At 63.7% G+C, this 12,435-nt stretch carries 10 protein-coding genes; 2 read left to right on the top strand and 8 right to left on the bottom strand.

Annotated elements, in window-relative coordinates:
* Positions 1-259: 259 nt before the first annotated feature.
* The 6 genes from WBH99_RS14315 to scpA all read right to left on the bottom strand — a co-directional run bounded on the left by WBH99_RS14315 (position 260) and on the right by scpA (position 9,623).
* Complete coding sequence (locus WBH99_RS14315) at positions 260-1,594, bottom strand: ferredoxin reductase family protein (RefSeq protein ID WP_424220776.1); 1,335 nt, start codon at positions 1,592-1,594, stop codon at positions 260-262.
* 18 nt (positions 1,595-1,612) lie between these two features.
* Positions 1,613-2,500 carry a putative RNA methyltransferase gene (locus WBH99_RS14310; protein ID WP_424220775.1) on the bottom strand — a complete coding sequence of 296 codons (888 nt, stop codon included), beginning with the start codon at positions 2,498-2,500 and terminating at the stop codon, positions 1,613-1,615.
* Positions 2,501-2,785: 285 nt separating this feature from the next.
* Positions 2,786-4,777, bottom strand: a complete 1,992-nt coding sequence (accC, locus tag WBH99_RS14305; RefSeq protein WP_424220774.1) for an acetyl-CoA carboxylase biotin carboxylase subunit — start codon at positions 4,775-4,777, stop codon at positions 2,786-2,788.
* A 102-nt stretch (positions 4,778-4,879) separates the two neighbouring features.
* The gene (locus WBH99_RS14300) at positions 4,880-6,415 is read right to left on the bottom strand and encodes an acyl-CoA carboxylase subunit beta (protein WP_424220773.1); all 1,536 of its coding nucleotides are present in this window, start codon (positions 6,413-6,415) and stop codon (positions 4,880-4,882) included.
* A gap of 21 nt (positions 6,416-6,436) precedes the next feature.
* Positions 6,437-7,456, bottom strand: a complete 1,020-nt coding sequence (gene meaB, locus WBH99_RS14295) for a methylmalonyl Co-A mutase-associated GTPase MeaB (protein ID WP_424220772.1) — start codon at positions 7,454-7,456, stop codon at positions 6,437-6,439.
* 13 nt (positions 7,457-7,469) lie between these two features.
* Positions 7,470-9,623, bottom strand: coding sequence for a methylmalonyl-CoA mutase (scpA, locus tag WBH99_RS14290; protein ID WP_424220771.1), 2,154 nt, complete (start codon positions 9,621-9,623; stop codon positions 7,470-7,472).
* 195 nt (positions 9,624-9,818) lie between these two features.
* Here scpA and WBH99_RS14285 point away from each other — a divergent pair, with 195 nt between their 5' ends.
* Positions 9,819-10,496, top strand: a complete 678-nt coding sequence (locus WBH99_RS14285; protein ID WP_424220770.1) for a GntR family transcriptional regulator — start codon at positions 9,819-9,821, stop codon at positions 10,494-10,496.
* 158 nt (positions 10,497-10,654) lie between these two features.
* On the opposite strand, the gene WBH99_RS14280 is transcribed toward WBH99_RS14285, so the two are convergent.
* Together WBH99_RS14280 and WBH99_RS14275 are read right to left on the bottom strand one after the other, a co-directional pair.
* Positions 10,655-11,608, bottom strand: coding sequence for a GGDEF domain-containing response regulator (locus WBH99_RS14280; protein ID WP_424220769.1), 954 nt, complete (start codon positions 11,606-11,608; stop codon positions 10,655-10,657).
* A complete protein-coding gene (locus WBH99_RS14275; RefSeq protein WP_424220768.1) occupies positions 11,605-12,171 on the bottom strand; it encodes a chemotaxis protein CheB in 567 nt (188 codons plus the stop codon). Before WBH99_RS14275 ends, WBH99_RS14280 begins: the two co-directional genes overlap by 4 nt.
* Between WBH99_RS14275 and WBH99_RS14270 the strand changes: the two genes are divergently transcribed.
* Complete coding sequence (locus WBH99_RS14270; protein ID WP_424220767.1) at positions 12,170-12,313, top strand: hypothetical protein; 144 nt, start codon at positions 12,170-12,172, stop codon at positions 12,311-12,313. The genes WBH99_RS14275 and WBH99_RS14270 overlap by 2 nt on opposite strands.
* Positions 12,314-12,435 lie beyond the last annotated feature (122 nt).

Raw genomic sequence — 12,435 nt, 5'->3', positions numbered from 1 at the left:
TCCCTCCCCTTATAGCTGCCCTGCATTTTCGGCACGCCAGTCTCGTTTCCCGCGCCGCACAATCTGACAGCGCCGCCGGCCTCCTTTCCCCCCCTCTTACCCTCCTTACCCTCCTTGCATCCGCGGGCAAAAGAGCGGCAACGAGGCGCAGGCGGGAAGCGGGGCCGGGGAAGAGCGCCGCGACACCCCCGCCCGGGTTCGCGCCCGGGTTCGCCAGGTTCGCGCTCGATGCCTTTGCGGCCCGCGCCGGGCCACCGCTTCAGCGCATCAAAAACAGTTCCTGGTGAAAATCCCTGGGCTTTATACCGTGGGCCACGAAGTCCTGGCGCAGGGCCTCGCCGAAGCCCGGTGGCCCGCAGAACCAGATGCTGGCTGAACGCCACTCGGGCACGGCGGCGCGGATCCGTTCCCCATCCAGACGTCCGTCCCGGGGGCTGATCAGCACATGCAGTTGCACACCCGCCGCCCGGGCTGCGGCGCTCAGCTTGTCCATGGCGGCCTGGGAAAACTCCGACGTCGGATGAAACAGATCAATCGGCCGGGTTGCACCGCTGAGCGCCAGCTGTTTCATGCGGGCGACAAAGGGCGTGATGCCGATCCCGGCCCCGATCCAGATCTGGCGCGGCTGGGGGCTCTCGAAGTCGAAGCAGCCATAAGGCCCCTCCACGGTGACCGGGGCGCCGACCGTGAGGCAGTCCCGCAGGCGGCGGGTGTGATCGCCCAGGGCCTTGGTGATGAAGACGATGCGGCGCTTTTCCGGCTCCCAGGCCGAGGCGATGGTGTAGGGGTGGGCCCCTTCGCCCGGGTCGGAAGTGACAAAGGCAAACTGGCCAGCCTTGTGCCCAGACCAACCGGGTTCCAGTTCCACGGCGGTTTCCAGCACCTGCAGTTCCGGGTAATAGGTCAGCGACTCGATCCTGCCACGGGCCTTGCGCCGGGCGCCGACCCGGCCCGCCAATACCAGCACGGCGGCCGTGCTGCCCGCCACCAGCATCAACGCCAGCACCCAGCCCACGGGCTGGCTCCAGTAGGCAAACTTGCTCAGCACCAGGCCGTGGTAAACCAGCACCAGATAGACGACAGCCAGCAATTTGTGGACCTTGGCAAACAGGTGATAGGGAAAACGCTTGATCAAGGCCAGGGCAATCAGGATCACCGCCGCATAAAAGGCCCATTCCCCCAGGTCTTCGGCCAGCCCGCGCTGGCTGTGCAGCCATTTTGCCACCGGGCCGAGGCTGCTGCCGGGGTCGCCCTTGCGCGCCGGCTTGTCCAGCCAGCCCCAGCCCACCATCCATTTGCTGCCCTGAGCCCACCACCAGTGCAGCACCGCAACCGTCAGCCCGGTGATGCCCAGCCATTTGTGCAGACGGTACATCTTGTCCAGCCCGTCCAGATGGGGCTCCAGCCACTTCGGCCGGGTCGCCAGAAACATGGCCGCGCTCATGGCGCCGATGCCGATCAGGCCGCTGTACTGCATGAACGCGTCGCGAAAGGAAAAGTAGGTAAAGGGCTCGGGGACCAGGGTATCGGCCAGCAGCCACAAACCCGTGAGGCCCAGCAGCAGGGCCCAGAGACTCAGCTTGATGTTTTTCATGGAAGGTTCCGGTTCAGGTCAAAAAATCGGTGGGTGCTGGACGGTAAAACGGCTCAGGCGCACATCCACCGTCACGGTCAGCCGGGTCAGCGCTGCCGCCCGGGCCCGGCCTTCGGCGCTGGCCCGGTAGAGATGGGGCGTCATGGCCAGCAGATCGGCAATCTGTTCGCCACGGCTCAGCACCAGGGAAAACCGCAGCGTTTCCGTGTCCAGCAGCTCGAAACCCGCCGCTGTCCGGGTCTCGTCGGTGCGTTCCGGCTTCAGGCGGGGGTAAATGATTTCCCGTAGTTCGCGCAGGTGATCCGGCCCCGCATCCACCTGCAGCAACTGACCGCCGGGTTTCAGGACCCGGGCAAACTCGGCATGGACGGGAAAACCAAACAGGCACAGCACCCGGTCCAGGCTGCCTGGCAGCACCGGCAGATTGGCATTGCTGCCCACCACCCAGTTGGGCCGCCGGTCCTGCTGCGCTGCGGCCAGCACTGCCCACTTGGAAATATCCAGCCCCAGCAGCGCCAGGCTTTGCCCGGCAGCGCTGGCGGCCGCCAGCTGGCGCAGGTAATAGCCTTCGCCGCTGCCCGCATCGAGACAACGGATCGTCGCGCCGGGCGGCAATCCGGCCAGCACCGCCTTGCTCACCGCTGAGGCAATCGGCTCGTAGCCACCGGCATTGAGAAACCGCCGCCGGGCCGCCACCATCGCCTTGCTGTCGCCCGGGTCCAGGGAGCGCTTCTTCTGCACCGGCAGCAGGTGGGTGTAACCCTGGCGGGCGATGTCGAAATGATGACCGGCGGCGCAGCTCCAGTGAGAAGCGCTGCGTTGCAAAGGCGCTCCATCGAGGGGGCAGGCCAGGGCCAGGAAAGGGGTGATGTTCATGAAGCAGGCATTGAGGCAATGAGTCGTCATTTTAGCCTGCCAGACACCCCGGGGCGAAAGCTGGTCGCCGACCGGGTGTTGGCACGGAGGGCACGGAGGGCACGGAGCAAGGCTCGCCGGGGTCGATGCGGGGGATTTTTCCCCGGAAGCCGTCGCTGTTTCAGATCGCGGCGTTCATCCAGCCGGGGCGACGCCCGGCTTACTGGCCGGAGTCGAGCTCGGCAAAACCGCAAAAAAAGCCCGTCCGGAGACGGGCAAAGAACGCAAGTGCGGTACAACGCTGGCCTGCCAGCAGCAGACCGGCCCGCTCCGGGATCACTCGAACTCGATGATGACCTCGTCCACGGACAGGCTGGCGCCGGCGGTGGCGACGATCTTCTTCACCTTGCAGTCCTGTTCGGCCTTCAGGATGTTTTCCATCTTCATGGCTTCGATGACGGCCAGCTTCTCGCCGGCCTTCACCTCCTGCCCCTCGCTCACGGCCACTTCGCGCAGCAGGCCGGGCATCGGGGAAAGCAGGAACCTGGACAGGTCGGGGGCCTGCTTCTCGGGCATCAGGGCCAGCAGTTCGGCAGCGTGGGCGGACATCACCATCATGTCGGCGCGGGTGCCCCAGTGGAACAGCTGGTAGGTCATGCGGTGGCGTTCGACCTGGAGGGTGAAGGGTTCGCCGTTGCAGGTGCCGTTGAACAGGGATTGACCCAGGCGCCAGTCGGAGAGGACGTTGTACTGCTCGCCGTTGTAATCGACCCGGTATCCGCCCTTGATCGGGGTCGCCACCACGGGGTAGCGCTCGTTGTTGCGGATCACCACCCACTCGTCGCTCACCAGGCGCTCATGGCCGGGCATCTGGCCGGAAATCCTGGCGGCCCGGTCGATGTAGCGGCGATGCACGAAGGCGGCGACGGAGATCAGGAGGGCCGGATCGTCGTGGGGCACCATGGAAGCGTCGAAACCGTTCGGGTATTCCTTGGCGATGAAACTGGTATCGAAGATCCCGGACTGAAAGCGCGGGTGCTGCATCAGCGCGGCCTGGAAGGGAATGTTCGAGGAGATGCCACGGATCACGAAGCCGTTCAGGGCGTCGCGCATGCGGCTGATGGCCTGCTCGCGGGTGGCGCCGTGCACGATCAGCTTGGCGATCATGGAGTCGTAGTACATCGAGATTTCGCCGCCCTCATAGACGCCGGTATCCACCCGCACCTGGCCGGGAATTTCGGCCGGGGGCTGGAATTTCACCAGCCGGCCGGTGGAAGGCAAGAAGCCGCGGAAGGGGTCTTCGGCGTTGATCCGGCATTCCATGGACCAGCCGTTGATCTTCACGTCCTTCTGGGTGATGGGCAGCTTTTCGCCATAGGCGACGCGGATCATCTGTTCGACGAGATCGAGGCCGGTGATCATTTCGGTCACCGGGTGCTCGACCTGTAGACGGGTGTTCATTTCCAGGAAGAAGAACTCCTTGGTGGCACCGGAGACCACGAATTCCACCGTCCCGGCGGATTCGTAATTCACCGCCCGGGCCAGGGCCACGGCCTGCTCGCCCATGGCCTTGCGCATCGCGGCATCGACGAAGGGGCTCGGGGCCTCTTCGATGACCTTCTGGTGCCGGCGCTGGATGGAGCAGTCGCGCTCGTTCAGATATACATAGTTGCCATGGGAGTCGCCCAGCACCTGGATTTCGATGTGGCGGGGTTCGAGCACGTACTTTTCGATGAAGACCCGGTCGTCGCCGAAGGAGTTGCGCGCCTCATTGACGCAGGAGGAAAAGCCTTCGTGAGCTTCGGCGTCGTTGTAGGCCACGCGCAGGCCCTTGCCGCCGCCGCCGGCGGAGGCCTTGATCATCACCGGGTAGCCGATCTTCCGGGCGATTTCCACGGCGGCGTCGGGACCATCGATGGCCTCGTTATAGCCTGGAATGGTATTGACCCCCGCTTCGATGGCGAGCTTCTTGGACTCGATCTTGTCGCCCATCCTGGCGATGGAGCCGTGTTTGGGGCCGATGAACTTGATGCCCTCTTCTTCCAGGCGGCGGGAGAATTCGGCATTTTCGGAGAGGAAGCCGTAGCCAGGGTGGACGGCTTCAGCGCCGGTCTCTTTACAGGCGGCGATGATCTTGTCGGCGACCAGGTAGGATTCCTTGGAAGCGGCCGGGCCGATGCACACGGCTTCGTCGGCCATGTCGACGAAGAGGGCGTCCTTGTCCGCCACGGAATACACGGCGACGGTCTGGATGCCCATCTTCCTGGCAGTCTTGATGACGCGGCAGGCAATTTCACCACGGTTTGCGATCAGTATTTTCTTGAACATAAAAAGCCTTTCAACGCAGAGGCGCGGGGGACGCGAAGTTACGCAAAGGAAACACCCTGCGACTCCGTTGCGCCTGCGCGCCTTCGCGATGGACGTTATTCATCAGAGCGGAATATTGCCGTGCTTGCGCCACGGATTTTCGAGTTGCTTGTCGGCGAGCATGGCCAGGGACCGGCAGATGCGCTTCCTCGTCGCGTGGGGCATGATCACATCATCAATGAAGCCCCGGCTGGCGGCCACGAAGGGATTGGCGAACTTTTCCTTGTATTCGGCCTCGCGCTGGGCGAGCTTGGCGGGGTCGTTCTTTTCTTCGCGGAAGATGATCTCCACGGCGCCCTTGGGGCCCATCACGGCGATTTCGGCAGAAGGCCAGGCGAGGTTCACGTCACCGCGCAGGTGCTTCGAAGACATCACGTCATAGGCGCCGCCGTAGGCCTTGCGGGTGATCACGGTGACCTTGGGCACGGTGCACTCGGCATAGGCATAGAGCAGCTTGGCGCCGTGCTTGATGATGCCGCCGTATTCCTGGGTGGTGCCGGGCATGAAGCCGGGCACGTCCACGAAGGTGATGATGGGAATGTTGAAGGCATCGCAAAAGCGCACGAAGCGGGCCGCCTTGATGGAGGACTTGATGTCGAGACAGCCGGCCAGCACCAGGGGCTGGTTGGCGACGATGCCGACGGTGGAACCATCCATGCGGGCAAAGCCGGTGATGATGTTCTTGGCGTAGTCGGGCTGGATCTCGAAGAAGTCGCAATCATCGACCACCTTGATGATCAGCTCCTTCATGTCATAGGGCTGGTTGGCGTTGTCCGGCACCAGGGTGTCCAGGGAATGGTCGAAGCGCTCGGCCGGGTCGTCGGTGGGCAGGACCGGGGGCTTCTCCCGGTTGCTGGAGGGCAGGAAATTGATCAGGCGGCGCAGGTAGATGAGCGCCTCCACATCATTCTCGAAGGCCAGGTCGGCGACGCCGGACTTGGTGTTGTGGGTTACGGCGCCGCCCAGTTCCTCGGCGGTCACTTCCTCGTGGGTCACGGTTTTCACCACGTCGGGGCCGGTGACGAACATGTAGGAGGTGTCCTTCACCATGAAGATGAAGTCGGTCATGGCCGGGGAGTACACCGCGCCGCCGGCGCAGGGGCCCATGATCATCGAAATCTGGGGAATCACCCCGGAGGCCATGACGTTGCGCTGGAACACATCGGCATAGCCACCCAGGGAGGCCACGCCTTCCTGGATGCGGGCGCCGCCCGAGTCATTGAGGCCGATCACGGGCGCGCCGACCTTCATGGCGTGGTCCATGACCTTGCAGATCTTCTCGGCATGAGTCTCGGACAGGGAACCACCGAACACGGTGAAGTCCTGGGAGAACACGAATACCAGACGGCCATTGACGGTGCCGTAGCCAGTCACGACCCCGTCGCCCGGGATCTTCTCGCCCTGATCCATGCCGAAATCGGTGCAGCGATGCTCCTTGAACATATCCCATTCCTCGAAGGAATCCGGGTCGAGGAACAGTTCGATGCGCTCGCGGGCAGAGAGCTTGCCTTTCTTGTGCTGGGCGTCGATCCGCTTCTGGCCGCCGCCCAGACGGGCCGCCTCCCGCTTCGCTTCGAGCCGGTGGATGATGTCATGCATGTAGGAATCTCCTTCTAAGAGTCAGGATTCGGGATTCAGGAACTTGAGCAGCCCATAGGCAGCGGCTGCGGGGGTGACACGTCCGGCCTCAACCGCCTGGATCAGCCCGGGCAGGGCCTCCCGGACGGCGGGGTGGCGCCGGAAATACTGGTTCAGACCCAAGTGGATCAACTGCCACATCCAGTCCACCGCCTGGTGCCGGCGCCTGGCCTCGAATTCGCCGGTCGGCGTCAGGGCCTCCCGGTAGTTCTGCACCTGGGCCCAGAATTCGGCAAGGCCTTCCTTCTTCAGGGCGCTGAGGCTCAATACCGGCGGCGACCAGTTGGGAGAAGCGTGCCGCAGCAAGTGCAAGGCCTGGTTCCACTGCGCCCGCGTCACCTGGGCGGCCTGGGGGTCGATGTCGGCCTTGTTGATCACCACCAGATCGGCAATCTCGACGATGCCCTTCTTGATGGCCTGCAGATCATCACCGGCATTGGGGAGCTGCAGCAGGACGAACAGGTCCACCATGCCCGCCACCGTGGTTTCACTTTGTCCGACGCCGACGGTCTCGACGATGATCACGTCAAAGCCGGCCGCTTCACAAAGCAGCATCGCCTCCCGGGTCTTCTCGGCCACGCCGCCGAGACTGCCGGCGGAAGGACTGGGACGGATGAAGGCTTCTTCGCGCTGGCACAGGGTTTCCATGCGGGTCTTGTCGCCCAGGATGGAGCCGCCGCTGATGGAGGACGACGGGTCCACGGCCAGCACCGCCAGCCGGTGGCCGTGGTCGATCAGGTAATTGCCCAGGGCCTCGATGAAGGTGGACTTGCCCGCCCCGGGCACCCCGGAAATGCCGATGCGGATGGCCTTGCCGGTGTAAGGCAGCAAGGCGGCCAGCAGTTCCTGGGCCCGCTCCTGATGGTCGCAGCGGGTCGATTCGATCAGGGTGATGGCCTTGGCCAGGGCCCGGCGCCGGCCCGCCAGCACCCCGTCTACCAAGGCCTGGTCCGCAGGTGTGAGCTGATGCGGACCGGCCGACAGCGCTTGCGTCATCTGCATGGCTCGCTCAGGATCAGCCGCGCAGTGCTTTCCTGATTTCTTCCAGCACCCGCCGGGCGGAATCCTCGATGCGGGTACCCGGCCCGAAGATGGCCTTGGCACCGGCGTTGTACAGGTAGTCGTAGTCCTGGGACGGAATGACGCCGCCAACGAAGACGATGATGTCCTCGCCGCCCTGCTCCTTCAAGGCCTGGATCAGCTGCGGCACCAGCGTCTTGTGGCCAGCCGCCAGGGAGGAGCAGCCGATGGCGTGCACGTCATTTTCGATGGCCTGACGGGCCGCTTCTTCCGGGGTCTGGAACAGCGGCCCCATGTCGATGTCGAACCCGAGGTCGGCGAAGGCGGTCGCCACCACCTTGGCGCCCCGGTCGTGACCGTCCTGGCCGAGCTTGGCAATCATGATGCGCGGCCGGCGGCCTTGTTCTTCGGCGAACCGGGCGATGTCGGCCTTGATGGTTTCCCAGCTTTCCTGGCCTTCCACGACCCCTCCATAAACCCCGGAAATGGTCTGGTTGTTGGCGCGGAAGCGGCCAAACACCTTTTCCAGGGCATCGGACACTTCCCCCACGGTGGCGCGCAGGCGGATGGCCTTGACGGTCAGGTCGAGCAGGTTGCCCGCGCCGCTCTCGGCAGACTGGGTCAGGGCTTCCAGGGCGGCTTGCACGGCGGCCGCGTCGCGGGTCTCGCGGATTTTCCTGAGGCGGGCGATCTGGGCTTCACGCACGGCGTGGTTGTCGATGTCGAGAATGTCGATCCGGTCTTCCTTGGCCAGCTTGTACTTGTTGACGCCGACGATGACGTCCTTGCCGGAGTCGATGCGCGCCTGCTTGTCGGCGGCGCAGGTTTCGACCTGCATCTTGGCCCAGCCCGATTCGACGGCCTTGGTCATGCCGCCCATGGCTTCGATTTCCTGGATGATGCCCCAGGCCTTGTCGGCCATGTCCTGGGTCAGCTTTTCCATCATGTAGGAGCCGCCCCAGGGGTCGACGACGTGGGTGATGTGGGTTTCTTCCTGGATGATGAGCTGGGTGTTGCGGGCGATGCGGGCAGAGAACTCGGTCGGCAGGGCGATGGCTTCATCGAGCGCGTTGGTGTGCAGCGACTGGGTGCCGCCAAAGACCGCCGCCATGGCTTCGATGGTAGTGCGGACGACGTTGTTGTACGGGTCCTGCTCGGTCAGCGACCAGCCGGATGTCTGGCAGTGGGTGCGCAGCATCATCGACTTCGGGTTTCTGGCATCGAACTGGGTCATGATGCGATGCCAGAGCAGGCGGGCGGCGCGCATCTTGGCGATTTCGAGATAGAAATTCATCCCGACGCCCCAGAAAAAGGACAGGCGGCCGGCGAAGGTATCCACGTCCATGCCGGCCTGGATGCCGGTGCGCACGTATTCCATGCCGTCGGCCAGGGTGAAGGCCAGCTCGATGGCCTGGTTGGCGCCGGCTTCCTGGATGTGATAGCCGGAAATGGAAATGGAGTTGAACTTCGGCATGTGCTGCGCCGTGTAGGCGAAGATGTCGGCAATGATCTTCATGGAAGGCTTGGGCGGATAGATATAGGTGTTCCGCACCATGAATTCCTTGAGAATGTCGTTCTGGATCGTGCCGGAGAGCTTGTCCTGCGACACGCCCTGTTCTTCGGCCGCGACGATGTAGCCGGCCAGGATCGGCAGCACGGCGCCGTTCATGGTCATGGAGACAGACACCTTGTCGAGCGGGATGCCGTCAAACAGGATCTTCATGTCCTCGACCGAGTCGATGGCGACGCCGGCCTTGCCCACGTCGCCGGTCACCCGGGCGTTATCGGAGTCGTAACCGCGGTGCGTCGCCAGGTCGAAGGCCACGGAAACGCCCTGGCCGCCAGCCGCCAGCGCCTTGCGGTAGAAGGCGTTGGATTCCTCGGCGGTGGAAAAGCCGGCGTACTGGCGGATGGTCCAGGGCTTCACCGCATACATGGTGGGCTGGGGCCCGCGCAAGAAGGGGGCAAATCCGGGCAGGGTGTCGGTATACGGCAGAGGCTCCGTATCCTTCTTCGTGTACAAGGGCTTGACGGTCAGGCCCTCGGGAGTCTGCCAGTCGAGTTTGCTGACATCGCCCCCTGGGGCCTGCCTGGCGGCAGCGGCAGCCCAGGCATCGAGGTCATCGGAATTTTTGAATTGTTCAGACATAGTCGCCTCTCGCAGTCAGATATCCAGTCTCAGTCGTTTTTTTGGTCAAGTCGAAGCAGAATCCACCATTCTATGCTGACCAGCAAAAAGTTGACATCCAAGCTCGTGGATAATACTTTATCCATAATTATGAATGCAAGCCCATGAGTGACTGCCTCATGTGACTGCCTCAGTCATCCTCCGAATTCAGGAACCATGACCGCCCGGATCTCCCCCACCGCCTTGTACCAGGAAGTTGCCGAACGTTTGCGTCAGCGCATCTTTGCCCACGAACTGCTGCCCGGCACCTGGGTCGACGAGCAAAAGCTGGCGGAACAGTACGGCATCTCCCGCACCCCCCTGCGGGAAGCCCTCAAGGTGCTGGCCTCGGAGGGACTGGTGGTGCTAAAGCCCCGGCGCGGTTGTTATGTGACGGAGATCCTGCCTCAGGACCTGGATGACATCTTCCCTCTCATTGCCCTGCTGGAAGGCCGCTGCGCCGCCGAGGCCGTGCGCAAGATGGACAAGGTGGACAAGGCCGACCTGGAGCGGCTCGCCGCCCTGCACGAACGGCTGGAGCAAATCGCCCGGGAAAACCGCATGGCCGACTTCTTCGAGGCCAACCAGGCGTTCCACAAAGCCATCCAGGAGCTGGCCGGAAACCGCTGGCTGCAGCAGGTGATCCAGGACCTGCGCAAGGTCTTGAAGCTCTCCCGCCTGCACTCCCTCTCCCTGGAAGGCCGGCTGCAGCAATCGCTGGAAGAACATCGGGGCATACTTGCCGCCCTGCAGGCGGGGGATGCGGCCCTGGCGGAAAAGCGGATGCACGACCACCTGCTCTCCGGCCGCGAAGCCCTCGCCAGGATGCAGGAAAATTCCAGCAAGCCCAGCTGAGGCCCCAACAGCGCCCCACAACAGCGCCCCGGACAGCCTCCCGGACACTGAAAACCCGGCGCCGGGGCAAGCCGCATTTGCGCAACCCCGGCATCTTGCAACCCCGGCGGCGTTCGCGCAGCGGGCGGGGCACGCCTGGGCATTGCGGCGAGCCGCAATCAGGCACAGACGCAACTGCGGCCGTTGGCCTTGGCGCAGTAAAGCAGCCTGTCGGCACGCGAGAAGGCCTGGTCGATGGAGTCGTCATCGGCCGATAACGCACTCACGCCGGCGCTAAAGGAAATGTGGATGACCTCGCTTTCCTGGACGAATCCGGTGTCGCGCATCACGTCGAGCAGCTCTTCCACCTTGCTGACCGCCTCGGCCAGCGAGGTTTCCAGCAGCAGGATGGCGAATTCCTCGCCGCCGATCCGGGCAAAAATGTCGCTGGTGCGTAAGCGGGAAGTGAGGGTGGTCGCCAGCAATTTCAGCACTTCATCGCCGACCTGATGGCCATAGGTGTCATTGACATGCTTGAAGTGGTCGATGTCGAGCACGGCCATGCAGACATTGCCGCCGTAGCGGCGCAAGCGATTGAGCTCTGCCGTGCCCAGGTCGAAGAAGGCGCGCCGATTCAGGATGCCGGTCAGCGGGTCCGTGCGGGCCTGCCGCTCCAGTTTCTCTTCGACCTGCTTGCGGCGATCAATCTCCCGCGACAAGGCCGCGTTGGCTTCGATCAGGGCTTGCTGCTGGCGGTAGAGTTTGAGGAAAACCCGGACTTTCGAGCGCAGGATGCGGTCGTTGATCGGCTTCGCCAGGTAATCGGTGGCGCCGGACAGGTAGCCATGAATCTTGTCTTCATCGGCGCGGTAGGCGGCGGTGAGGAAGATGATGGGGATTTCACTGGTCTGCGGATTGGAGCGCAGTTGTTCGCAGACCTCGAAACCATCCATGTCCGGCATCTGCACGTCCAGCAGGATCAGCGCGAATTCTTCGGCCAGGCACATCGAGACCGCGTCAAAGCCGTTGTCGGCCTCGCACAATTCGGCATCGATTCCCTTGAGCGTGGTGCGCACCGCCAGACGATTGGCGGCGACATCATCGACCACGAGAATGCGGGGGGTGCGGCTCATGCGCATTCTCCTGCAGCACAAAGCAAAGCAATGATTTCATCCTGATCCGCGATGTAATCCACGTCAACCGCAGCCAACACGGCATCGGGCAGGGTGCGAAAATCCGTCTTGAGGGGACTCAGGGCAATCGTCATGGCGCCCAGTTCATGCGCCCGGGCCATGCCGCACGCCCCGTCCGAGTTGGCGCCGGAAAGGGTCAGGGCGATCAGGCTGTCTTCAAAGGCTTCCGCCGCCGTTTCGAGCAGGACGTCGATACTGGGGCGCACCGACAGCACCGGGGCGTCGATGGAGAGGGCGAAGCGATTCCGGTTTTCCACCAGCAGATGGTAGTCGGGCGGGGCCACATAAACGTGACCGGGCTGAATGGGGGTTTTGTCAATGACCATGGCAACGGGAAGGGAGGAGACTCGATCCAGCATCTCGGCCAGGACAGAATCCTGACCCGCCGGCAGGTGGGTAACGATGGCGATGGCCAGGGGATAGTCGCCGGGCAGCGCCGCCAGTATCCCGCTCGCCAGCGGCATGCCTCCCGCCGAAAACCCGATCGCCAGCAGCTTATACATGCTGCCCCCCGACATGCTGCCCCCCGACATGCTGCCCCCCGGCATGCGCCACCTCGGCATGCGCCACCTCGGCCGTGCGGCGCAGCACGTTGCAGCCGGCATCGATCTTCTGGAAGCAGCGGCCGGCCAGGGAGGATCTTGAGATTGCGGCGCGGGTCGGAGCGTAGTTGTTTAGCAGGCCGGCTTTGGTTCGATGCCGCTCAACCCAACAACGGATCAGCGCGAGAGATGCGCCACCGTGTGCTCGGCTTGCTCCCAGTTCTG

The sequence above is a fragment of the Azovibrio sp. genome (assembly GCF_049658005.1).
Lineage (GTDB): Bacteria > Pseudomonadota > Gammaproteobacteria > Burkholderiales > Rhodocyclaceae > Azovibrio.
The sequence above is the reverse complement of the archived record's forward strand: the minus strand, read 5'-3'. Positions and strand labels throughout refer to the sequence as shown.